The 22,408-nt window shown below is 56.6% G+C and carries 20 protein-coding genes and 1 tRNA gene; 6 read left to right on the forward strand and 15 right to left on the reverse strand.

Annotated features, from left to right (window positions below; translation table 11 throughout):
* Positions 1-18: 18 nt before the first annotated feature.
* Both AC2FFP_RS02740 and AC2FFP_RS02745 read right to left on the reverse strand, forming a co-directional pair.
* On the reverse strand, positions 19-1,251 hold the full coding sequence (locus AC2FFP_RS02740) for an HlyD family secretion protein (RefSeq protein ID WP_496770364.1): 1,233 nt from the start codon (positions 1,249-1,251) through the stop codon (positions 19-21).
* Positions 1,252-1,254: 3 nt separating this feature from the next.
* Entirely contained in the window at positions 1,255-1,635 is a 381-nt protein-coding gene (locus tag AC2FFP_RS02745) for a hypothetical protein (protein WP_496770422.1), read from the reverse strand.
* Between the two features lie 204 nt (positions 1,636-1,839).
* On the opposite strand from AC2FFP_RS02745, the gene AC2FFP_RS02750 reads away from it, so the two are divergent.
* The 3 genes from AC2FFP_RS02750 to AC2FFP_RS02760 all read left to right on the forward strand — a co-directional run bounded on the left by AC2FFP_RS02750 (position 1,840) and on the right by AC2FFP_RS02760 (position 3,961).
* Positions 1,840-2,907 carry an NAD(P)/FAD-dependent oxidoreductase gene (locus tag AC2FFP_RS02750; protein ID WP_496880686.1) on the forward strand — a complete coding sequence of 356 codons (1,068 nt, stop codon included), beginning with the start codon at positions 1,840-1,842 and terminating at the stop codon, positions 2,905-2,907.
* Positions 2,904-3,557, forward strand: coding sequence for a DUF938 domain-containing protein (locus tag AC2FFP_RS02755; protein WP_496770360.1), 654 nt, complete (start codon positions 2,904-2,906; stop codon positions 3,555-3,557). Before AC2FFP_RS02750 ends, AC2FFP_RS02755 begins: the two co-directional genes overlap by 4 nt.
* A gap of 68 nt (positions 3,558-3,625) precedes the next feature.
* Positions 3,626-3,961: a carboxymuconolactone decarboxylase family protein gene (locus AC2FFP_RS02760; protein ID WP_496770358.1), complete on the forward strand. Its 336-nt coding sequence runs from the start codon at positions 3,626-3,628 to the stop codon at positions 3,959-3,961.
* 39 nt (positions 3,962-4,000) lie between these two features.
* On the opposite strand, the gene AC2FFP_RS02765 is transcribed toward AC2FFP_RS02760, so the two are convergent.
* The 5 genes from AC2FFP_RS02765 to AC2FFP_RS02785 all read right to left on the reverse strand — a co-directional run bounded on the left by AC2FFP_RS02765 (position 4,001) and on the right by AC2FFP_RS02785 (position 12,273).
* Positions 4,001-6,508 (reverse strand): GcvT family protein, encoded by a 2,508-nt coding sequence (locus AC2FFP_RS02765; RefSeq protein WP_496770356.1) that lies wholly within the window; start codon positions 6,506-6,508, stop codon positions 4,001-4,003.
* 137 nt (positions 6,509-6,645) lie between these two features.
* On the reverse strand, positions 6,646-7,893 hold the full coding sequence (locus AC2FFP_RS02770) for a hypothetical protein (protein ID WP_496770355.1): 1,248 nt from the start codon (positions 7,891-7,893) through the stop codon (positions 6,646-6,648).
* Between the two features lie 100 nt (positions 7,894-7,993).
* Positions 7,994-9,400, reverse strand: a complete 1,407-nt coding sequence (locus AC2FFP_RS02775) for an FAD-binding oxidoreductase (protein WP_496770353.1) — start codon at positions 9,398-9,400, stop codon at positions 7,994-7,996.
* Positions 9,401-9,425: 25 nt separating this feature from the next.
* Positions 9,426-11,219, reverse strand: coding sequence for a gamma-glutamyltransferase (gene ggt / locus AC2FFP_RS02780; RefSeq protein ID WP_496880687.1), 1,794 nt, complete (start codon positions 11,217-11,219; stop codon positions 9,426-9,428).
* 67 nt (positions 11,220-11,286) lie between these two features.
* The gene (locus AC2FFP_RS02785) at positions 11,287-12,273 is read right to left on the reverse strand and encodes a 2-hydroxyacid dehydrogenase (RefSeq protein WP_496725538.1); all 987 of its coding nucleotides are present in this window, start codon (positions 12,271-12,273) and stop codon (positions 11,287-11,289) included.
* Positions 12,274-12,411: 138 nt separating this feature from the next.
* On the opposite strand from AC2FFP_RS02785, the gene AC2FFP_RS02790 reads away from it, so the two are divergent.
* Complete coding sequence (locus AC2FFP_RS02790) at positions 12,412-12,933, forward strand: SH3 domain-containing protein (RefSeq protein WP_496725537.1); 522 nt, start codon at positions 12,412-12,414, stop codon at positions 12,931-12,933.
* A 1-nt stretch (position 12,934) separates the two neighbouring features.
* Here AC2FFP_RS02790 and AC2FFP_RS02795 read toward each other — a convergent pair whose 3' ends face one another.
* Positions 12,935-13,852: a haloalkane dehalogenase gene (locus AC2FFP_RS02795; RefSeq protein ID WP_496880688.1), complete on the reverse strand. Its 918-nt coding sequence runs from the start codon at positions 13,850-13,852 to the stop codon at positions 12,935-12,937.
* Between the two features lie 303 nt (positions 13,853-14,155).
* Between AC2FFP_RS02795 and AC2FFP_RS02800 the strand changes: the two genes are divergently transcribed.
* Together AC2FFP_RS02800 and AC2FFP_RS02805 are read left to right on the forward strand one after the other, a co-directional pair.
* Positions 14,156-14,230 (forward strand) — tRNA-Gln (locus AC2FFP_RS02800).
* Positions 14,231-14,442: 212 nt separating this feature from the next.
* Positions 14,443-14,796, forward strand: a complete 354-nt coding sequence (locus tag AC2FFP_RS02805; RefSeq protein ID WP_496768710.1) for a hypothetical protein — start codon at positions 14,443-14,445, stop codon at positions 14,794-14,796.
* Between the two features lie 16 nt (positions 14,797-14,812).
* Here the strand turns inward: AC2FFP_RS02805 and AC2FFP_RS02810 are convergent, their stop codons facing one another.
* The 7 genes from AC2FFP_RS02810 to AC2FFP_RS02840 all read right to left on the reverse strand — a co-directional run bounded on the left by AC2FFP_RS02810 (position 14,813) and on the right by AC2FFP_RS02840 (position 22,348).
* A complete protein-coding gene (locus AC2FFP_RS02810) occupies positions 14,813-16,324 on the reverse strand; it encodes a mannitol dehydrogenase family protein (protein WP_496843706.1) in 1,512 nt (503 codons plus the stop codon).
* A complete protein-coding gene (locus AC2FFP_RS02815) occupies positions 16,324-17,097 on the reverse strand; it encodes an L-iditol 2-dehydrogenase (protein WP_496843707.1) in 774 nt (257 codons plus the stop codon). Before AC2FFP_RS02815 ends, AC2FFP_RS02810 begins: the two co-directional genes overlap by 1 nt.
* Positions 17,094-18,098: an ABC transporter ATP-binding protein gene (locus AC2FFP_RS02820; RefSeq protein WP_496738273.1), complete on the reverse strand. Its 1,005-nt coding sequence runs from the start codon at positions 18,096-18,098 to the stop codon at positions 17,094-17,096. Before AC2FFP_RS02820 ends, AC2FFP_RS02815 begins: the two co-directional genes overlap by 4 nt.
* Positions 18,099-18,110: 12 nt before the next feature.
* Positions 18,111-18,941, reverse strand: coding sequence for a carbohydrate ABC transporter permease (locus tag AC2FFP_RS02825; protein WP_109310934.1), 831 nt, complete (start codon positions 18,939-18,941; stop codon positions 18,111-18,113).
* Positions 18,942-18,952: 11 nt separating this feature from the next.
* Positions 18,953-19,819 carry a carbohydrate ABC transporter permease gene (locus AC2FFP_RS02830; protein WP_108859810.1) on the reverse strand — a complete coding sequence of 289 codons (867 nt, stop codon included), beginning with the start codon at positions 19,817-19,819 and terminating at the stop codon, positions 18,953-18,955.
* Positions 19,820-19,926: 107 nt separating this feature from the next.
* On the reverse strand, positions 19,927-21,228 hold the full coding sequence (locus AC2FFP_RS02835) for an ABC transporter substrate-binding protein (protein ID WP_058284088.1): 1,302 nt from the start codon (positions 21,226-21,228) through the stop codon (positions 19,927-19,929).
* Positions 21,229-21,322: 94 nt separating this feature from the next.
* Positions 21,323-22,348 carry a LacI family DNA-binding transcriptional regulator gene (locus AC2FFP_RS02840; RefSeq protein WP_496768716.1) on the reverse strand — a complete coding sequence of 342 codons (1,026 nt, stop codon included), beginning with the start codon at positions 22,346-22,348 and terminating at the stop codon, positions 21,323-21,325.
* Positions 22,349-22,408 lie beyond the last annotated feature (60 nt).

Consider the following 22,408-nt stretch of genomic DNA (forward strand, 5'->3'; position numbering starts at 1 on the left):
TCAAAACGCGTGAATGGCTCAATGCCCGGTCAGCACCAACGTATTCACCGGCATCAGGATCAGACGCAGGCGCAAGCCCGCCGCGTGGACAACACCGATCGTGTCTATCACATGCAAGGCGGCGGTGTGCCAGAATCCCAGGTCTTCATGTTCCAGCCGTTCGTGGTTGTCGGTGTAGACATTCGCCAGACAATTGCTACCGGGCGGTATGTCATCGGCCATGTTTTTGTACAACGGCTCCATATAAACCAGAATCGAACCGGGTACCTTGTTGGCCTGCACATCGCGCAACTCATCCGAAGGGCGTATCTGACCTGACGGGATGACATCCTGCACCTCAACCACAACCATCGGGATCACGGTGAAGGGCTTGGTCATGCAGCCTAGCTCTCCGATCATGCCCGGCTTGATGACCTGAGCGGCCATCTGGTTGAATGCAGCCTGAAACCGGTTATGGCCCGAGCTTGACGGAACCAGAATGCCCGCAGGCCGCAGCAAGGGGCTGACATAGTCGCCCACCTGAAGGCCGAATTGTTCAACCCGACCGGTCACACCTGCGCTTACGACTGTTTTGTCCAGCTCGGTCAGCGCGGCGTCCAACTGGGCGTTGGCGCTGGCCAGTTGGGCCGGGATCAGTTCTTCGATCTGCTGCACCACGGCGGCACGGCGGGATCGCGATGCGGTAAGCTGCGCTTCACGCTCGGCAACAAGGTTTTCCAACCGGTCGATTTCGGCCAATCGTACGGCGCTGGAGCCTTCGTCCCGCAGGGTGGTGTTACGCTCCAAATCCTCAAGCGATTGATCCAATGCAGCGCGCGCGCCTGCGATGCCTGCGTCGGCCTCGGCCAGATCGGTTTCCGCCACTTTCAGCGAGGCCTGAACTTGCGCGATCTGCGCATGCGCGGCCTCAACCTGTGCGGTTTGGGTGAAATCCTCGATCCGGAAAATCGGCTGGCCCGCAGTGACCTGCTGGTTATTGGTGACATAAACCTCGGACACGCGACCGCCGAGCTGTGGAAGGATCGTGACCGTGCGGAAATATGACGCCGCCGTTTTGCTTGCAGGATGGAAGTAGAACAGCGTGGTGATCACCGTCAGCGCAAGAATGGCACAGGTGGTCAGGCCCCAGCGCAGTTCATACCACATGGTGAACAGTGTGATTTCATGGCCTATACGTTTGCCCTGTACGTAACGGCGGAACAGGTAATCCGGCAACACGGTGACCAGCGCGCACATCAGTGTCTCAAGCATCTCTTACTGCCCCTGCTGCGCGGTCGGTTGCGATGGGGCCGCGGGGGCAGGAACATCGTTGCCTTGATCGCCCAAGGATCGGATCGCGTCAGCAATGGCGCGCAAGGGGGCGGCGACATCCGGGAATTGGAACCCGGCCACCAGAATGGCCGCCACCCAGAACAGACCATTGTGGGTAAACAGAGCCAACAGCGCCAATATCCCCACAAGTTGAAACTGAGGGTGGTTGGATTCATGCGCGATTTTTTCCGGGATGGAGTGCAGGGTGAAATAGCCAACGCCAATCAGCACGATCACCAGAACGGTAAAAATAAACATGAAGGTTAGCAAAAAGTCACTGCCATCCGCCTGCGTGACGTAAGAGGGGATATGCCCCGTGGCCATTGGGTGTAGCTCTGCCGGTATCACGTTTTTCTCCGATTCCGATGTTGGCCGCACTAAAGACAGGCCAATCTCTATGGTTCAAGTTTACATTGCGGAAATTACGCCTCTTTTCCAATAGTGTTACGCATGCGAAGCTTAGCGCATGAATGAAAGCAGATCTCAAATCCACCCGTTTTGGGGTGATCCCGGGGCGGAGTTACTGACATGATCGATTTCCTGGTCATCGGCGGCGGCATCGCCGGGTTAAGCGCAGGTGCGCGTTTGTCTGAACATGGACATGTCGTCGTGCTCGAAGGCGAAGACGCGCTGGGATATCACACCTCTGGCCGGTCGGCGGCGTTGTTCGAAAAGGGGTATGGACCACCTTCCGTGAAGACCCTGAATGCAGCGAGCGAAGCTTATCTGAGGTCGAATGGCTATCTGTCGCCGCGCGGGTTGATGCTGATCGCCGGGCATGATCAACGAGACGCGTTTCTTCAGGATCAAGCTGACCTTCGTCTGTCAGAAATCTCGGTTGAAGAGGCCATTTCGCGAATTCCGATACTGAACCCTCAGACTGTTGGATTTGCCGCCGCCAGCAGTTTTGCTTTTGACATTGATACCGACCGGATGATGCAGGATTTCGCTCGTGTGATTAGGGCCAACGGCGGTCTGGTGCTGACCCGCCAAAAGGTAAAACGTATCACCAAAGTTGGTCATTGGGTTGTCGAGGCGGCAGACGCTTTCGAGGCTAAGGCCCTTGTAAATGCCGCAGGCGCGTGGGTGGATGAGATCGCTATGATGGCCGGCGTTACACCGATCGGTATAGAACCACGCCGACGATCAGTGGCACGTATTCCCGCCCCGGCTGGTCATGGCGTGACAGGTTGGCCTTTGATGTTGGGTGCTGGCGAAGGCTGGTATGCGAAACCGGATGCCGGAAAGCTGATCGTTTCACCTTGCGAGGCTGATCCCACCTTTCCCCATGATGCCTATGCGGACGACATGGTGTTAGCCGAAGGACTGGCGAGGTACGAAGCGATGGTGACCGAACCGGTCACAAGGGTCGAGGCGAACTGGGCCGGGCTTCGCAGCTTTGCGCCGGATGGTACTCTGGTTCTGGGCCCCGACCCTGCTGAGCCTACGTTTATTTGGTCGGCCGCCCAAGGCGGATACGGCTTTCAAACAGCACCGGCGGCCTCGCAACTGGTGGCGGATTTGACGACTGGTGTTCGTTCAGAACTGGAGGCGGCCAGCGTTTCGGCCCTCAGACCGGGAAGACTACGTAGATGACAAAACGCAAACTCCCTGCAAATGCCAGCGTGGCGACGGTATCCGATGGGCAAAAATTGGTCGCTCCGGCGGCCAGCAGGAATGCCGATGCGCTTTGTGATCTGCTGGCGCGGTTTGGCCCATCGTCAGGTCGCGCGTTGGAATTGGCGAGCGGTACGGGGCAACACGTCGCGGTCTTTGCCAATCGACTGACCGGTCTGGATTGGCAACCCAGTGAGGTTGAACCTGAACGACGCGCTTCAATCGACGCATATGCCGAAGGCGTAGAAAACATAGTCCCTGCGATAGAACTCGATGCGGTCCAACCCGGTTGGCATACTGTTCACGGGGCAAATGACCTGATCCTCTTGATCAACTTGCTGCATCTGATCAGTTGGTCGGAGGTGGAAACCTTGGTGACCGAGGCCGCGCTGGCGCTGAACCCGGGCGGTCGGCTAATCCTCTATGGGCCATTCATGCGCGCAGGCCGATTGACCAGTACCGGAGACCAGAACTTTCATGCTGCGTTGAGCCAACAAGACCCGGACATTGGATACAAGGATGACGCCGATATTTTGGACCTGCTGCGTCGAGTTCAATTGAGTTTAACCGATGCTGTTGAAATGCCAGCAAACAACCTGGCATTTATCGCTGAAAGACCTTCAGTCTGATCAAGATCAAAGTCAGGCAGTTTCCATGAACATATTCACAAGGTGATATGTTTAAAGGAAGCCCACAAATGAACTGGCAAGACAAGCTCTCGGATACCCGCAACAACTTGCGCATCCTAAACGCTGCGATACCTGATACCGCCCGTGCATTCGGTGCGCTTGGAAAATCCGTCAAAGAGGGCGGCTCGCTGGATTACAGAACCAAAGAACTGATCGCTTTGGGTATGTCCATCGCTGCCCGCTGCGAACCATGCATAACGCTACACACCGAAGCTCTGATCAATACCGGAGCAAGCCGCGAAGAAGTGTCAGAGGTGCTCGCCATCGCCATCCAGATGGGCGGTGGGCCATCGATGATGTATGCGGCCAAGGCGCTGGAATGCTTTGACGAGCTTTCCGCGTGACAAAAAAGGGCCCCGGAGATCTCCGGGGCCCTTTTTTGATCAACCGTCCTTGCGGATGGTTTCGTTTTTCGGATCGTAGGGACTGTCGCAGGTCACGACCGCATCCCACAGTTTATCCTGAATCTTGACCTTTAGCTTAGTGCCTTCGACCGCCAGATCGGGCTTTACGTAGCCCATGCCGATGGATTTCTCGAACGCGACCGAGTATCCGCCCGAGGTCAAACGACCCACGCGTTCACCTTCCGGTGTGTACAGCGCCTCGCGGCCCCATGGGTCGGCATCGTCCGGCCCGTCGATCAGAAGGGTGCAGCACTTCACGCGCACACCGGTCTCTTCCAGCTTGTCCTTGCCGTAGAAATCTTTCGACAGATCAACAAAACGCGGCAGGTCGGCTTCCAGCGGGGTCGCGTCGCGGCCCAGTTCAGTGCCAAAGGCGCGATAGGATTTCTCCTGACGCAGCCAGTTCTGAGCGCGCGCACCGACCAGCTTCATACCGTGCTTTTCACCGGTTTTTTCCAGCAGGTCGAACAGGTAGTTCTGCATCTCGATCGGGTGGTGCAGTTCCCAACCCAGCTCGCCGGTATAGGCCACGCGGATCGCGTTGACCGGGCACATGCCCAGTTCGATCTGACGGGCCGACAACCACGGGAAGCGCTTGTTGGACAATGCGGTTTCCGGATCGGCGTCCTTGATGACCTCTTTCAAAACGTCACGCGATTTGGGTCCGGCGATAGCGAAAACGCCCCACTGGGTGGTCACGTCCTGGATCTCGATGTAGCCGAACTCCTCCATCTTGTCCTCAGCCGCCTTGCGCAGATAGTCCGCGTCGTACTCGGTCCAGGCACCTGCAGAGACGATGTAGTAGTTGTTCTCGCCATTGCGGACGATGGTGTACTCGGTGCGGGTGGTGCCGTGCGAGGTCAGCGCGTAGGTCAGGTTGATACGACCGACCTTGGGCAGCTTGTTGCAGGTGAACCAATCCAAGAATTGCGTCGCACCGGGTCCTTTGACGACATGCTTGGTGAAGGCCGATGCGTCGATCAGGCCAACGCCTTCGCGGATCGCTTTGGCTTCTTCGACTGCGTACTGCCACCAGCCACCGCGACGGAATGAGCGGGCGTCATGGTCGAAGTTTTCGGGTGCATCCAGTGGACCGAAATAGTTCGGGCGCTCCCATCCATTGACCCAGCCAAACTGTGCGCCACGCGCTTTCTGACGGTCATAGGCCGGAACAGTCCGCAGCGGACGGCAGGCAGCACGTTCTTCATCGGGGTGGTGCAGGATGTAGACGTGCTCATAGCACTCTTCATTCTTGCGCGCTGCAAACTCGGTGGTCATCCAGTTCGACGAGTAACGTTTGGGGTCCAGCGACGCCATGTCGATCTCGGCTTCGCCATCCACCATCATCTGCGCCAGGTAATAGCCGGTGCCGCCTGCCGCGGTGATGCCAAACGAGAAACCTTCAGCCAGCCACATGTTACGCAGACCCGGTGCCGGACCAACCAGTGGGTTGCCATCCGGGGTGTAGCAGATCGGGCCGTTGAAGTCGTCCTTCAGGCCGGATTCGGCGCAGGACGGCACACGTTCGGCCATCGCCATGTACTGATCGGCAATCCGGTCCAGATCCAGCGGGAACAGGTCAGCGCGGAAACTGTCCGGCACGCCATGTTCGAACTGCGCTGGTGCGCCGTGTTCATAAATACCCAGAATCCAGCCGCCACGTTCCTCACGCGCGTAAGATTCGTTGTCGGCATCACGGACAACTGGGTGTTCGGGGTTGCCCGCTTCACGCCATTTGACCAGCTCGGGGTCCTTGTCCATGACGATAAAGGTATGCTCGACCGGGATCGCGGGCATCTTGATGCCCAGCATCTTGGCGGTGCGCTGCGCGTGGTTGCCTGATGCAGTCACGACGTGCTCGGCGGTAATCACAACTTGCTCGTCAGACGGGATGAGGTTGCCGCCCTTCTCGACCATCTTGGTGCAGGTCACTTCCCAGTGAGTGCCGTTCCAGTGGAAGGCATCGGCCTGCATCTTGCGAACAATATCAACGCCACGCTGACGGGCACCCTTAGCCATCGCCTGCGTCACATCTGCAGGGTTAATGTAGCCGTCTTCGGTGTGATAGATCGCACCCTTCAGGTCCGATGTCTCAATCAGCGGCCAGCGTTCCTTGATCTGCTCGGGCGTCAGCCATTCGTAGGCGACATCACAAGTTTCAGCGGTGGACGCATAGAGCATGTATTCATCCATGCGCTCTTGCGTTTGTGCCATGCGCAGGTTGCCAACGACGGCAAAGCCTGCGTTCAGGCCGGTCTCTTCCTCAAGCTGCTTGTAGAAGTCGACCGAGTACTTGTGGATGTGTGTCGTTGCATAGGACATGTTGAACAGCGGCAACAGCCCTGCTGCGTGCCATGTCGAGCCGGAAGTCAGCTCGTCCCGCTCAATCAACATCACATCGTCCCAGCCTGCCTTGGCCAAGTGATATGCAATCGAAGTGCCGACGGCACCACCGCCAACGACCAGTGCTTTGACTTGGGTTTTCATTACCGGGCGTCTCCCCTTGAATTCAGTTGACACCATATGGCGCATTTGAATGCCCCGGCGCGACATTCATCCGACCAGTGATATAAAGAAAACGACCCGTGCATGGCGCAGAGCGTCGATTTTTCAGGTGAAAGGTTTCAGTTGCCCCCGACAGAGCACCGTTTGCTACTGCCCAACGTTGCACAGGATGATTTGCCCAAACCACCCTTCCTGACTTTAACCTCACCCGATGGAGCAACCTGAGGCTGGGGTTCCTCCGCTTTTGCATCGGCGTGGGCCACTTTGCCCATCAATCCCTTAATGAACCCGCCGATACCACCTGTGCTGGCCACTTCGGTTTCCGCCTCGCTCAGCGCAGATTCAAGCAGCAAGTTCTGGGTGCGAATGTAAGATAATTGCGACAGTTCCTGATTTTCGAAGACTTCGCCGTTGGTGATGTCCATGACGCCTTCAGAGTTGAAGCCCGAACTACTTAGCGTGTTCGCCACCAAAGCCGCCGCATCCAGATTTTCCAGCTTTTCCTGACCCAACCTTAGCTGCGCGATTTGCATCGTTTCGTAAAGATCGTGCATTTCATCCGCTATTTCGGGCTGCCGGATCAGGGGAACTTCGATTCCCTTGCCGACAATCAGGGCCGGATGCGGCAGCAACGCGTTCAAGCCTGCGTAATCGACGCGGCCAAGAAACTCTCGGATCGTCGCATCGCTGGCATCTGCATGAAGGCGGATTACAACCTCTTGATCAAAGCCGATACGGCCTGTGAACGCGCGATAGTTGGTCTTTTTGGTATCATCCAGCAAATTTCCGGTTGTTTCGATGAAAGCGACGCCGTCAATCATCGCATACCCTTGTTCGGCCTTCATCCCATCCAGAAACGCATCCTGCGCACTCAGCGCTAATCCGGCCAAAGTGTTTCGTGCTGCTTGTGGTTTGAGGGTGATATCAAGCCAGATCAGTTCACCTTCTTTTGCGTAAACAGTGCCTGTCTCATCCAGCTTTCGAAGCGCGCCGTCTTTGCCGGCAGCGTTGAGCTGCAGCAATTCGGCTGGCCCGCTGATCGAACTGACAAGGGGCACTGGCCGCAACTCTGAAAGAACTCTGGAGACTGCCTTGGTGTCGGGCTCGGTCAAGGCATATTGCGCCCATCCCTCTGGGGGGTTCGGAAGAAAGGACTTTGCACCGGCATTCCACAACTTTTGACGTTCTCGCGCCGCTTGTTTCACTTCCCGCTCTTTTTGGCTTTGATCGAACCGCACCGAGATGGTTTCAAAATATCCGCTAAGCGAAAGCGTACCGTCCGATTTTTTGTCCTGCTGAAAATAATCTAGGCCCGCAACGACCAGACCAACTATCAACGCAAACCCAATGAACCTTAGCGCGCCCATTATGACCTCAAATTCAATTACTGCTTGTTTTCGCAATGGATAGCGGCAGAATCGGGCACCCTTGTGGCTTTGAAGCGAAATTCCCAAGGATGGGTCAATTTTATTCGTTCGGCAGAATCTTTCCTGGGTTCATGATGTTGTCGGGGTCCAGCGCCTTTTTGATAGCAGTCATATACGTGACGGCTGGCCCAAGCTCTTTGACCAGATAGGGCTGTTTGCCCTGTCCGATCCCATGTTCGCCCGTGCACGTGCCTTCCATCGAAATAGCCAGATCATTCAGCCACCCGACGAATTCGTCAGCTTTGCTGACCTCGTCCGCGTTTTCCATGTCGATCAGAAGCAAGGAATGAAAGTTGCCATCCCCGACATGCCCCACCACTGGGGCCATCAGCCCTAGCTCACGCGCTTTGTCCTGAGTCGCTGTGACGCACTCTGCCAAACGCGAGATCGGAACGCAGACGTCGGTGGAGATTCCTCGCGCGCCCGGACGCAGTTGCAAGGAAGCCCAGTACATATCATGCCGGGCCTGCCAGAGTTTATTGCGTTCCTCAGTCGTTGAGGTCGCCGCGAAATCGGTGCCGCCGAACTCTTCCGCGATCTGGTTGAAGGTATCGGACTGCTCGACCGCACCGTTTTCCGATCCGTGGAACTCGAGCAAGAGCAATGGCGTTTCAGGCAGGCTCAGCCCGGAATAGGCGTTGGCGGCCTTGACCGACATTTCATCCAGCAGCTCGATCCGCGCCACCGGAACACCGTACTGGATCGTCATCATGACGGCCTGACAGGCCGCATCCACCGACGGAAATGAACAACGGGCCGAGGTGATCGCCTCGGGGATGCCCTGCAGGCGCAAGGTAAGCTCGGTGATGATGCCCAAAGTCCCTTCGGCCCCAATCAACAGTCGGGTCAGGTCGTAACCGGCCGAGGATTTCTTGGCCCGGTGCCCGGTTCGGATAATCTGCCCATCCGGCATGACCGCCTCAAGACTAAGGACATTGTCCTTCATCGTGCCATAGCGAACCGCATTGGTTCCGGACGCCCGCGTCGCCGCCATTCCACCCATCGAAGCATTCGCGCCGGGGTCAATCGGAAAGAACAAGCCCTGATCCCGCAAATGGGTATTCAGGTCTTCGCGCGTCACACCCGGTTGTACGACGCAATCCAGATCACCAGGGTTCACAGCCAGCACCTTATTCATCTGGGTCAGGTCAACCGAGATACCACCAGCAGGGGCGTTCACGTGACCCTCCAAAGACGTACCCGTGCCAAATGCAATCACCGGTACCTTGTGCGTGGCGCAGGTTTTGACGATCTCGGATACCTCCTGCGTTGAGCACGGAAAAACCACGGCGTCCGGGGTTTGGTTTTCGATCCAGGTGGTCGTGTGACCATGCTGTTCGCGGATTGCCTGACCGGTTTGCAACCGGTCACCAAATTTCTGCTTCAGGATGCCGACAGCCGCCTCGATCCCCACTTCGTTTCGCGGCAAAGCAACTGCCTGCACCATGGTCTTCCCCTTTTAAAACGCCGGGCTATTCGCCCAGCGCGATACCTTCACGACGCGGATCAGCACCGCCGACCAGCACATCCCCGATCTCAATCGCATGCAGACCTGAGGTCAGGTCGCGCGGGTTCACTTCAAAACCCAGCTCAATCAACGCATCCGAGAACCCTTCGGCCGCGGTTCCTTCTTCCACGTCATAGGTGCCAAAACGGTTGACTAGGTGCGGTAGCGACAGGGCCTGTTGCACATCCATGTCCCAATCCGCCCAGGCGATGATCGACTTGGCAACATAGCCGATGATACGGCTACCGCCCGGCGATCCGATGGCCAGAACAGGCGCGCCGTCCTGCATCACAATTGTCGGGCTCATCGACGAACGTGGGCGTTTGCCAGGCTCCAACCGGTTGGCAATTGGAACACCGTCACTGTGCGTTTTAAACGAGAAGTCCGTCAATTCGTTGTTTAGCAGAAACCCGTTTGTCATCAGTCGTGAACCGAACCCGTTCTCAATCGTCGTCGTCATCGACAGGACGTTTCCGTACTGATCAACGATCGAGATATGCGAGGTTGAGGGTAACTCGATCGAGACATCGTCGGCCCAATTCGACGCATGATCAAACTCGGGGTTACCCGGTGCGACCTCTGTCAGGGCGGCTTCTCCGCCTAACAGAGAGCCACGGTCGGACAGATAAGATGGATCAACCAAGCCCTGCGTTGGCATGGGAACAAAATCATGATCGGCCATGTAGCGACCACGGTCGGCAAAAGCCAGACGAGAAGCATCACCGATCAGGCGCCATGCATTGGTGTCTTCGGGGCCCATTGCAGCCAGATCATAGCCGTCCAGCATGCCCAGAATCTGACCGACGGTCAGCGCGCCTGACGATGGCGGGCCCATGCCGCAGACCTCATAGGCGCGATAGGTTGCGCACACTGGTTCACGCTCGATCACCTGATACAGCGCCAGATCAATTCCCGACAAAACGCCCGGGTTGCCTTCGGCGTTGCGTACGGTGCTAACGATGCCAGCGGCAATCTCACCGCCGTAGAAACCGGCCGAGCCTTCCTCGGCCAAAATACGCAGAGTTTCGGCATATTCCGGGTTGGTCAGGCGTTGCCCCTGCTCAAGTGGCTTACCGTCGGGCAAGAAATATTCTGCGGTTGCAGGAAAGCGCGACAGGCGTTCGGCATCCTTTTCGACCAGGCCAGCAAGGCGCGGAGATACCAGAAAACCGTCGTCCGCCAGAGCGATGCCATCGGTAAACAGGCTTGGCCACGGACTGCGCCCCCATCGCCGATGCGCCTCTTCCAGCAGGGCCGGTGTCCCGGGTGTGCCCACCGACAACCCGCCGACAACCGCATCAAAGAACTTCAGCGGTTCGCCGTTTTCGTCATGGAACAGCCTGTGGTTCGCCTCAAGCGGGGCCGTTTCACGCCCATCCAATGTCGTCAGCTTGCCCGATGCAGCGTCATACCGAACCAAAAATGCACCGCCACCAAGGCCCGACGATTGCGGTTCGACCAGCCCCAGCACAACCTGAACTGCGACCATTGCATCAGCCGCCGACCCACCAGCGCGCAAAACCTTTGCGCCTGCTTCTACAGCCAATGGATTCGCGGCAGCAACCATCCAGTTTTCAGATGTGACCGGCTGACCTGCCATCTTGGCCTCAAGCGCAGCGATCACCTCTTCAGTCAGGCCTTGCACCTGCCCCTCGGACGCGCCTTCGGGCGCAACGGCATCTGCCGTTTCCTGAGCAGTCAATGGTCCTGCCAGCACAACCGCCGACAGCAACACTCCCGAAATCAGACTTCGTTTCATCGTATCCTCCTGAAAATATGCGTGTGTAAATTGGCACCGCCCGCATCAAAACACGGGAAACACCGGATCAAAGCATTGCGGGGACCACCTGATCCGGTGGGCGGTGACCGTCTTCGAACGTCTTAATATTTATAATAACTTTCTCGCCCATTTCGATCCGGCCCTCTAACGTGGCCGACCCCATGTGGGGCAGCAGAACAACGTTCGGCAACTGTCGCAATCTTGGATTCACATCCGTCCCGTGCTCATAAACATCCAGGCCCGCGCCGGCGATTTCGCCCGAGCGTATCCGGCGTGTCAGAGCGTTTTCGTCGATCACCTCACCCCTTGATGTATTCACGATAACGGCTGTCGGCTTCATCAATTTCAGCCGCCGAGCATTCATCAAATGGAAGGTAGACGGTGTCGACGGGCAATGGACCGAAATCACATCCATCCGCGCCACCATCTGATCGAGGCTTTCCCAATAGGTCGCCTCCATCTCTTGCTCGGTTTCGGGGCGAAGTCTGCGGCGGTTATGGTAGTGCACCTGCATCCCAAAAGCACAGGCACGGCGGGCCACGGCCTGACCGATACGTCCCATGCCCAAAATGCCCAAACGCCGCCCTCCGATACGCCCGCCCAACAAGGCATTCGGCGCCCACCCGGTCCAATCGCCTTTTTGCATAACAGACAGACCCTCGGGAATTCGGCGGGTCACAGCGAGAATCAGTGCCATGGTCATATCAGCGGTATCGTCGGTCAGAACCCCCGGGGTGTTCGACACCAGAATGCCCCTCTGACGCGCGGTCGAGACATCGATATTGTCGACCCCCGCCCCGTAATTCGCGATCAAGCGCAGGTTTTCACCCGCCTGCCCCAAAAGGCCACCGTCGATCGTATCGGTTACGGTTGGCACCAGAACATCGGCGGTTTTCACGGCCTCCACCAGTTCTTCACGGGTCATCGGGTTGTCATCGTCGCGCAATTGCACATCGAACAATTCGCTCAACCGGGTTTCAACCGCCTCGGGCAACCGTCGCGTAACGACAACACTCAGACGTTCTCTTGACACCTCTGCACTCCCACTGCTTTGCAAACCTTCGCGCGCCATGTCATCGTGGCGCAGGATAAGGCGGGGCACAAGAACCCCATAGGCATTGAGTCGACCTTTTTTTGAAGCAAGATCAACAGGCACAAGAGCAGACAGTAAGTGAGTGGTTTTCTACCCGTAAAACGCCTTGTTTCGGCGGCATTCGCTGTTTTCCTGACGGTGTTTGGTGGCTTGGCTGCCAGCGCGCAGGACAAGCGTGGCCAAGTCACCAACCTGCCCCTTCCACGGTTTGTCTCGATGAAAGCTGCTGAGGGCAATGTGCGCCGCGGCCCATCCCTGACTCACCGAATCGATTGGGTTTTCAAACGGCGCGGCATGCCACTGCAGATAACGGCAGAATACGGAAACTGGCGCAGAGTTCAGGACCGCGACGGAGCAGGAGGATGGGTGCACTATGCCCTGTTGTCCGGTGTTCGAACTGTGTTGGTCGACGCCGAATTGCTGACCGTTTACACAAGCCCCGATGCAAATGCGCCGATCAGCGCACAGTTTGAAACGGGCGTTGTGGCGCGCCTGGGAAGTTGTTCGCTGGACTGGTGCCAGATTTCTGCGGGCGGGTATCGCGGCTGGGCACAGAAAACGAACCTCTGGGGCGTCGACCCAGCCGAAATCCGAGAATAACCTAGTCGGATCGGGGTGCGCGCGCGATGAAATCGCAGGTCAACTTGACCAGTTCCGGACCAACGTCTTCTTGCAAAAAATGTCCCGCATTCGGCAAGATGACATGAGGCTGCCCCACAGCCCCCGGGCACATTTTCTGGAACACAGAATCAATCCCCGCCATGACCTGATCATCGGCCCCGAAAGCTGTGAGGACAGGCGTCTTTAGCCCTCGGATCACCTCCCACGCCTGCCGGTTCGGACCCGAGGACGGATCATCAGGCGTCGCTGGCACCAGCATGGGAAACTGCCGCGCCCCGGCTTTGTAGCTTTCATCTGGAAAAGGTGCATCATAGGCCGCGATAACGTCTTCTGACAGGGGCGAAACAGTTCCGCCTTTCAGAATTCCACCGGCCGGAAATACCGGGACCTCTTGGCTAAACCTGCGCCAGTTCTCGAACGCCTCGCCCATTGGCTGATCGCCGGTCGGCAGCGCCGTGTTGGCAATGACGATACGCGCGAACCTGTCGGGCAGCTCTGCCCATAACCGCAGCCCGATCAACCCGCCCCAGTCCTGGCAAACCAGAGTGATGTTGCGCAGGTCCACCTTGCGCAGCCAATCACCCATCCAAGCCACGTGGCGTTCATAAGTGTAGTCACTTCGTTCAGTTGGTTTGTCGGATCGTCCGAACCCAATCAGGTCTGGCGCAACCGCGCGATGTCCCTGCGCGACGAATCCCGCAATCATGTGGCGGTAAAGGTAGGACCAGCTTGGCTCGCCATGCATCATCAATACGGGATCAGCCTCGGCTGGCCCTTCATCCACATAATGCATCCGCAACTGGCCGCCTTCGGTGTCATCCACCTGCGCGTAATTCGGTGCAAACGGGTATTCTGAGAGCCCGTCAAACCGGGTGTCTGGAGTACGTAGAAACTTCATTCTCTTCCCTTTCAGAGTTTCCAATCTTAGCGCCCTGCCATCAATGCGCGCATCCAGCTCTTCGCAAAACACTGGATTTCAAAACCCCGCCGTAAGATCAGGCCAATGGGCTACTCATTCCGCATACATTCTGCAGTGCTTTCCGACGACCCGATCTCAGCAAGATTGAACACCTTACCTATGAAAACAAGCCACTCTCAGATCTTCGATTAGCGCCTTCAGATTTTTTTTAATCCGCACTCATTTTTTTACCCGAAAGGTCTTGAACCCACCGATCAACAATCGTAGACAGCGCCTCACCGTTGGGGTGTAGCCAAGTGGTAAGGCAACTGTTTTTGGTACAGTGTACCGTAGGTTCGAATCCTACCACCCCAGCCACTTTCCATGAAAAATTCAATAAAATCAGTGAATCGGTTTAAAATCGATGCTGGCACGATTGCCCGGCTGTCGCGTGATTGCCAAACAGCTAACGTGAACCAAAGCCCCTTTGGGCAAACGAAAAAACAATCAAACCGGCTCTCGATCTCGTTTCTGTCCGAGCGAAGCAAGACTCACGTCCCTCCACACTTGCATTGGGGATCCCTGCTCCAGTGCCCGGGGAAGGAGAAAAGAAAATTTTCATCGAGCCTACAACGCCCTCAACGCTGGGAGCCATCCACGCCATTTCACGAGAGATTGTTCGAAGCCAATTCGAATTGTTACTCAGCAACTTCTCTGATCCAGCCTTCGTTGCTGAAGCACAAATCTCGCACCTGCGCGCCGAGCTCGAACACTTTCAAATCGAGGTACGGGGCAGAGACTTATCGCGCCCTGTTCGGATCGCAAGGGAAGTTGCAGCAAAGATTGGAGGGCAGGCTGTGCATCCTATGGATGCCGGGGCAGCAAGGCAATTTGCGACAACCCTTAGCCGGCGAAAAAAGAAAGATGTGTCCGCAATTGAATAATCTGAGTGACGCTAATTTAGTGTGGCATTGAGCCGTTAGAGACATATTCAGTTAAAACTGCTCGACTGCCACTCTGCCAGATCCCGGTTAGCCACCAGGCAAAGGCTTCAGAAAACTTTGTGCCGCGGCCAAATTCACCGCCATATTGGCTTTGTTCGAGCCAAAGCTGTGGGTCGGCTTTGGACGCCTGTGCGGTTTTATGTAGTTTCTCCCATTGGGGGTCATTCGGGGCGATTTCGGAGCCATCTTCACGAACACCTACGCACATCCGGCACCAGAATGCTTCGGCCAACGCGAGCCCATTTACCGAAGAGCCAGACGCAGTTGCTGCGCGCAGCGACGGTAGTAGGAACCCGGGATGTCGCGCCGACCCGTCAAATGCGACCCGACGTGTTGTATCGTGAATAGCAGTGTTGGCAAATCGCCTCTTAACCAACCCGAGGTACTCTTTTGCTGTCGTCCCGGGAACAGCTTCGACATGAGGCAAAATCTCTTCTGTCTGAACTTTTCCGAAAAACGCTACGATGTCCGGGTCCTGCATGCAGTCTGAAATCGTGGGCACATTCAGAATCTCCCCGACATTTGCGAGCAGTTGGTGACCTCCATTCAATATGCGCAGTTTCATCGCTTCGTAGCTGTGGACGTCCTGCGTCAGTGTTACTCCGACCTCTTCGAGGGGCGGTCGCCCGGCGCAGAAATCGTCCTCAATCACCCATTGGCGAAAGTTCTCATGCGTGACTGGTACGCGGTCGTCGACGCCCAGTGTGCGGCATTGCAATACGACCTGCTCGGTCGTTGCGGGCACGATGCAGTCAACCATCGAGTTTGGGAACGCGCCATTCTGATCGATCCAATCGGCCAGATCCGGGTCGGATAGACGCGCCAAACCAACAACACAGTTTCGCAAAATCCCACCGTTGCCTTGAAGGTTATCGCAGCTGAGTGCGGTAAAGGGCTTCAAGCCATTTGTGCGCCGTTGCCTGAGCGCCGCGACTATAGCGCCGAAAGCCGTACGCGGCTGGTTTGGGTTCTCGGCATCGTGCAGAATATCTGCGTGATCCGTATCGAACGCGTCAGTGTTGGCGTCCGGAAAGTACCCGCCTTCGGTTACAGTCAGCGACACAATCCGAATGGCAGGGTCGGCCATCGTCCGGATAAGCGCGGCATTGTCGTCTTCGATCGGCAAGTAGTCGATCATCGGACCAATCACTTCGGCGGACATTCCTTTTGGGTCCAGTTCGATCAGCGTTGTCAGGCAGTCCTGCGCCAGCAGTCGTTCTCGCATGTCGGCGTCATAGCTTCGGACACCGGCCCCGATGATTGCCCAGTCATGGGCCTGGCCCAACTGCATCAACTGGTGAACATACCAAGCCTGATGCGCGCGATGAAAATTGCCAAGTCCGATATGGACAATGCCGGGCGTCAGATCCGAACGCTCATACACCGGGGTTCTGACCGTCGCAGGCAGGTCTGAAAGGGTATTTCGCCGTAACCATATCGGAGGGTTTGCATTCGCCACAGGATCCATCAGCTCATCCAGTTTCCGCCGTCGACATTGTAGGTTTGTGCGACGATGTACTTGGCATCGTCAGAAGCCAGAAACACGGCCATCCCGGTCAGATCTTCGGCGCGGCCCATTCGGCCATAAGGAACTGCTGCAGCCACTTCGCGTTTCTTCTGACCCAGTGGTTTGCCTTCGTGCTTTGCGAAAAACGCATCAACACCATCCCAGTGCTCGCCATCGACAACACCAGGTGCAATGGCGTTTACGTTGATCCCGTGAGAGATCAGGTTCAGCCCGGCCGATTGGGTCAAGGATATGATCGCGGCTTTGCTGGCACAGTACACGGCGACCAACGGCTCGCCCCTGCGCCCGGCCTGCGACGCCATGTTGATGATCCGACCATTGGTTCCGTGATCAATCATGTGGCGCGCAACAGCCTGCATCGTAAACAGCGCGCCGGCAACGTTGATGTCAAAAACGCGATTGTAGTCAGCGCGCTCAATTTCAACGATTGGAGCGGCGGAGAAGATGGCCGCATTGTTGATCAGAACGTCAATTGGGCCAAAATGTGCCGCCGTTCGAGCAACGGCGTCTTCAATGCTTTGTTGGCTGGTCACGTCCATCTCGACGGCCAACGCGGCTGCGCCGATCTCAGTTGCAGCGCTCTGTGCGCGCTGCATGTCTATATCGGCGATGGCGACGCGTGCGCCCTCAGCCACATAAGCCTTGGCAAACGCCAGTCCAATGCCTCTCGCTGCCCCGGTGATCAGGGCGGTTTTGCCTGCCAGGCGCGTCATTCGATCCGCAAGCCTTTCGCGTCAAACCGGTGGATGACATCCGGTCGTGGTGTCAGATGGATTCGGTCACCGTGGCGAAAGTTAACCTCGCCATCTGCACGGACGGTGATGGTCTCGGCCAACCCTGTTTCGTGGACGTGGAAGAAAGTGTCCGAACCAAGGTGCTCAGAAACGCTTACGACGCCGGACCAGTCTCCTTCAGATTCAGACACCGCAATGTGTTCAGGGCGAATTCCGATGGTTTGGGCACCGAGCTTTTCCGCCTCTGGGCCTTCGATGAAGTTCATCTTGGGCGAACCGATGAAGCCTGCAACAAACAGGTTGCGCGGCGTACGGTACAGCTCCAACGGGCTGCCAACCTGTTCGATCACACCTGCCTGAAGCACAACGATCTTGTCGGCCATAGTCATGGCCTCGACCTGGTCGTGGGTGACGTAGATCATCGTAGTCGCCAGACGCTCGTGCAGTTCGCTGATTTCCAGCCGCATGCCAACGCGCAAGGCGGCGTCCAGGTTCGACAGCGGTTCATCAAATAGGAACGCAGCCGGTTCGCGTACAATGGCCCGACCGATGGCCACCCTTTGACGTTGCCCGCCAGACAATTGGCCGGGACGACGATCCAGGTAGTCGGTCAGGTTCAGAACGCTCGCCGCACCTTCAACCCGCTTGTCGATCTCAGCCTGATCCAGTTTCGCCATGCGCAGCGGAAATGCGATGTTCTTGCGAACGGTCATGTGCGGATACAAGGCGTAGGATTGGAACACCATCGCCAGCCCGCGTTTGGCAGGCGGCACGTCTGTTGCGTCGGCGCCGTCAATGTCGATGGAGCCAGAAGTCATGTCTTCCAGTCCCGCAATCAGGCGCAGCAAAGTGGACTTGCCGCAACCCGAGGGGCCGACAAATACGGTGAACTCGCCATCTTCGATGGTCAGATCCAGCGGGGGAATGACCTCTACGTCGCCGAAGCTTTTGGTCACGGACTTGAGTTGTATACGTCCCATACGAAGTCTTCCTTATTTCACAGCGCCGAAAGTCAGGCCGCGGACAAGTTGTTTCTGGCTGAACCAGCCAAGGATCAGGATGGGTGCAATCGCCATGGTCGAGGCCGCGCTAAGCTTGGCAAAGAACAGGCCTTCGGGGCTGGAATAGCTGGCGATGAATGCAGTGAGTGGGGCCGCGTCGACGGCCGTCAGGTTTAGGGTCCAGAACGCCTCGTTCCAGGCTAAGATAAAGTTCAACAGAACGGTCGATGCGATGCCGGGGATGGCCATGGGTGTCAGGATATAAAGGATTTCCTCTTTCAGCGTCGCACCGTCCATCCTTGCCGCTTCAAGGATTTCCCCCGGAATTTCGCGGAAGTAGGTGTAGAGCATCCAGACGATGATCGGCAGGTTGATCAGCATCAGCACCACGACCAGCCCGCCGCGACTGTCCAGCAAACCCAGCTGAATGAACAGCAAGTAAATCGGGTACAGAACACCAACTGCGGGCAACATCTTTGTGGACAGCATCCACAACAGAATGTCCTTGGTGCGTCTGGACGGAACAAACGCCATCGCCCAGGCTGCGGGTATCGCGACGATTACACCCAAAAGTGTTGATCCGCCTGCGATGATGACTGAATTCCACAGGAATCGCATATAGTCAGAGCGTTCCTGCACGATGGCGTAATTTTCGAGCGTCCAGTCGAAGTTGAGGAAGATCGGTGGGCTTGCAATCGCCTGTGCCTCGGTCTTGAAGCTGGTCAGGATCGTCCAGAGGATCGGGAAAAAGATCAGCAGACCTACGGCCCAGGCAAGGGCGGTGTTTAGTGTTTTGCGTTGTGTCGTGACGGTGCGGGCCATGGTTTGTCTCCTCACGCGTCCAGGTTTTTGCCAACGATGCGCATCAGGAAGATGGCAACGATATTGGCAAGGATGATTGCATAGACACCACCGGCTGATCCGAGGCCAACGTTCTGGCTTTCCAACACGCGCTGGAAGATCATGTAGGTCAGTGTACGGGTGCCGAAGGCGCCGCCGGTGGTCACGAAAATCTCGGCGAAGATCGACAGTAGAAAAATCGTCTGAATCAGGATCACAATCGTAATGGCGCGACCAAGATGCGGCAGAATGATGTGATAGAAGCGTTTTAGCACCGGCGCGCCGTCCATCTCGGCCGCTTCCAGCTGTTCACTGTCCAGAGACTGGATAGCCGTCAGCAGGATCAGCGTCGCAAAGGGAAGCCACTGCCAGGAAACGATCATAACGATCGAGGTCATCGAAGCCTCGGACAGCCACGAAATCGGCTCGGCCCCGAAAAAGCGCCATAGATGGGCCAGCAAACCGTTCACCGGGTCCATGAACATGTTCTTCCAGACCAGCGCTGATACGGTCGGCATGACAAAGAATGGCGCGATCACAAGGATGCGGACAACGCCCTGCCCCCACATGGGCTGATCCAGCAGCATGGCCAGCAGAATGCCCAGAATGACCGTAATCACCAGCACGCCGCCAACGATTACTAATGTTGCTTGGACCGCGGGCCAGAAGGAACTGGAGGATACGAAACGAACGTAGTTGTCGAACCCGACCCAACCCAGATCGCCTCCACGCAGCGGAAGGTACTTCTTGAAAGAAAAATACAGCGTCATCGTCAGAGGCACGAGCATCCAGCCAAGCAGCAGGACCACTGCGGGTGCCATCATCAGGCGGGCAACTGATCGAGAATGTTGAGTAGCCATAACGCAAACCCTCTCTGTTCAGGCGTAACTCAGCCTGCGAGAAAAACGCGAATTGTGGAAGGGTTGAACGGGGGGGCAGACCTCTGCCCACCCGTTGGGAGGATGCCTCAGTAACCGGCGGCTTCCATTTCTTCAGCTGTGAAAGCCTGCGCTTTGGCAAGTGCCTCCTCAACCGTTTGCTGTCCGGCATATACCGCCGAGAACTCCTGGCTCACCTGTGTGGCGATGCCTGCGAATTCCGGGATTGCGGCGAACTGGATGCCAACGTACGGGACGGGTTTCACCGTCGGGCTGTTCGGATCAGCTGACAGGATTGAGTCCAGTGTCATCTTGGCGAACGGAACCTTTTGGTATTCCGGATTCTCGTACAGAGACGTACGTGCACCCGGGGGAACGTTTGCCCATCCTTCGCTTTCGGCCACTAGCTCAATGTAGTCCTTTGAGGTCGCCCATTCGATGAATTGCTTGGCAGCATCTTCTTGCTGTGTGCCAGCAGGAATAGCCAGTGCCCACGCCCAAAGCCAGTTGGACCGCTTGCCCAATCCTGTGTCAGGTGCCAGCGCAAATCCTACGTGATCCGCGACCGTAGAGTCGTCAGGGTTGGTTACGAAAGACGCCGCAACTGTCGCGTCGATCCACATGCCGCATTTGCCCTGCTGGAACAGCGACAGGTTTTCGTTAAACCCATTGGTGGCATAGCCGGCAGGACCGGATTCGTTCATCATTTCAACGTAGAAATTCAGTGTATCTGCCCACTCGGGCTGATCGAACTGAGGCTTCCATTCTTCGTCGAACCAGCGGGCACCGAATGAATTGGACATCGCAGTGATAAAGGCTCCACCTTCACCCCAACCGGCTTTGCCGCGAAGGCAGATGCCGTTGATCTCGGCGTCGCGGTCGGTCATCGCGGCGGCGGCCTCTTTGATGAACTGCCAGGACGGCGCCTCAGGCATTTCCATGCCCGCCTTTTCCATGAGGTCAGTGCGGTACATGATCATCGAGCTTTCACCATAGAACGGCGCCGCGAAAAGCGTTCCGTCATGGCTCAAGCCACCTGCCATCGCGGGCAGAATGTCACCAACGTCATATTCTTCGGACAGGCCATCCAGCGGTACCAGCCAGCCATTCGCGCCCCAGATCGGCGTCTCATACATGCCGATTGTCATGATGTCGAACGTACCGCCCTTGGTCGTGATGTCGGTAGTTACGCGCTGACGCAGCACGTTTTCTTCCAACGTCACCCATTCGACGTCAATGCCGGTCGCCTCGGTGAATTTATCGGTATAGCCCTGCATCCGGATCATGTCGCCGTTGTTCACGGTCGCTATTGTTAAGGTGTCCGCATGAGCTGCTGCCGTCGCGACGAGTGTCATTGCAGTCGCCGCACGAAGTGCGTTTCTCAAATACATCCCTGTCCTCCCTGAGCTTGGATGTCGTACAGAGAACGTAATGCAAAAATTGTCGCGGCGTCAATGAAAACTTTACGCGCGTTAAATTTTAGGATTACGCGGAATCCCTCAAAACCAGCCTTGCAGGGAACAATGTTTCTGACCGCGTTTCAAATTTCCCTCCACTTTCAATGAGTTCGAACAGAGTTTCAACGCTACGCCCGGCAACGTTGTCATAGTCATGCGCAGCCGTGGTCAGAGAGGGGCACGTAAATTTTGCGAAGGGATGATCGTCATTTGAAGCCAGACGCAGCGCGCAATCGTCCCGTCGACCGACCCGAATCCCTTGTTCGTAACAGGCCGCCAGAAAGCCGATTGCCAGCCGGTCATTGCTGCACAGGACCGAGTTTGTTCGCAGCTCATTTTCCGCCAGAACTTTCAGCGCACCCTTGTGACCGATCTCTTCAAACGCCCAGCCCTTACCGTCGACTTTGATGATATGCGGCTCGAACCCGAGACGCTCCATGACTTCAATATAGGCTTTTCGGCGTTTATTGGCGTTCGGGTTTGCAGGTGTTCGCATTTCGAAGAATGACGGGGGCTCGCCCGTCCGGATCATGTATTCCACGGTTTGCGACACAAAGCTGAAATTGTCCGACCCGATAAACGCGGCACCCAGACCTTCTAGGTTACTGTCGAACAATACAGTCGGCACATTCGCGCAGAACCTTTCGATCACTGATTGATCTGAGGTCCGTCCCAATGGCGCCAACAAAACCCCGGCAGGCTTCATGGATTGCAGCCCGTCCAGAATGTCGTTTTCCAGTTTTTGCTCACCATGAGAGCTGAAAAGGGACGGACGATACCCCGCCGCGATACAGCTTTGTTCCAAATAGCGCGCGATTTCGGCAAAGAACGGATCAGCCAGATAGGGCACGACGATGCCGATATTCTTGGTCAGCTTCCGGTTCTGGTTCACCGCATAAATATTGGGGCGATAGTCGAACCGCTCCAACGCCTCTTCGATACGGGCCCGTGTTGTCGGGCGAACGCTGTCGGGATCGTGAAAGTACTTGGATACCGTAGGCCGCGAGATGCCACTGAGGGCTGCGAACTCTTCCATATTTTTTATTTTGGTCATGTCAGTCTGCCTGCGGATCTGAGCCGCCTTGATCTTATCATATTTTTACATATTCTTTGC

The sequence above is a fragment of the Ruegeria sp. YTSC004 genome, assembly GCF_059609805.1.

Bases quoted from the DNA above. Each gene is read 5' to 3' on its own strand.
- AC2FFP_RS02740 (WP_496770364.1), bottom strand. From the start codon at position 1,251: ATGCTTGAGACACTGATGTGCGCGCTGGTCACCGTGTTGCCGGATTAC.
- AC2FFP_RS02745 (WP_496770422.1), bottom strand. From the start codon at position 1,635: ATGGCCACGGGGCATATCCCCTCTTACGTCACGCAGGCGGATGGCAGT.
- AC2FFP_RS02750 (WP_496880686.1), top strand. From the start codon at position 1,840: ATGATCGATTTCCTGGTCATCGGCGGCGGCATCGCCGGGTTAAGCGCA.
- AC2FFP_RS02755 (WP_496770360.1), top strand. From the start codon at position 2,904: ATGACAAAACGCAAACTCCCTGCAAATGCCAGCGTGGCGACGGTATCC.
- AC2FFP_RS02760 (WP_496770358.1), top strand. From the start codon at position 3,626: ATGAACTGGCAAGACAAGCTCTCGGATACCCGCAACAACTTGCGCATC.
- AC2FFP_RS02765 (WP_496770356.1), bottom strand. From the start codon at position 6,508: ATGAAAACCCAAGTCAAAGCACTGGTCGTTGGCGGTGGTGCCGTCGGC.
- AC2FFP_RS02770 (WP_496770355.1), bottom strand. From the start codon at position 7,893: ATGGGCGCGCTAAGGTTCATTGGGTTTGCGTTGATAGTTGGTCTGGTC.
- AC2FFP_RS02775 (WP_496770353.1), bottom strand. From the start codon at position 9,400: ATGGTGCAGGCAGTTGCTTTGCCGCGAAACGAAGTGGGGATCGAGGCG.
- ggt (WP_496880687.1), bottom strand. From the start codon at position 11,219: ATGAAACGAAGTCTGATTTCGGGAGTGTTGCTGTCGGCGGTTGTGCTG.
- AC2FFP_RS02795 (WP_496880688.1), bottom strand. From the start codon at position 13,852: ATGAAGTTTCTACGTACTCCAGACACCCGGTTTGACGGGCTCTCAGAA.
- AC2FFP_RS02810 (WP_496843706.1), bottom strand. From the start codon at position 16,324: ATGGATCCTGTGGCGAATGCAAACCCTCCGATATGGTTACGGCGAAAT.
- AC2FFP_RS02815 (WP_496843707.1), bottom strand. From the start codon at position 17,097: ATGACGCGCCTGGCAGGCAAAACCGCCCTGATCACCGGGGCAGCGAGA.
- AC2FFP_RS02820 (WP_496738273.1), bottom strand. From the start codon at position 18,098: ATGGGACGTATACAACTCAAGTCCGTGACCAAAAGCTTCGGCGACGTA.
- AC2FFP_RS02825 (WP_109310934.1), bottom strand. From the start codon at position 18,941: ATGGCCCGCACCGTCACGACACAACGCAAAACACTAAACACCGCCCTT.
- AC2FFP_RS02830 (WP_108859810.1), bottom strand. From the start codon at position 19,819: ATGGCTACTCAACATTCTCGATCAGTTGCCCGCCTGATGATGGCACCC.
- AC2FFP_RS02835 (WP_058284088.1), bottom strand. From the start codon at position 21,228: ATGTATTTGAGAAACGCACTTCGTGCGGCGACTGCAATGACACTCGTC.
- AC2FFP_RS02840 (WP_496768716.1), bottom strand. From the start codon at position 22,348: ATGACCAAAATAAAAAATATGGAAGAGTTCGCAGCCCTCAGTGGCATC.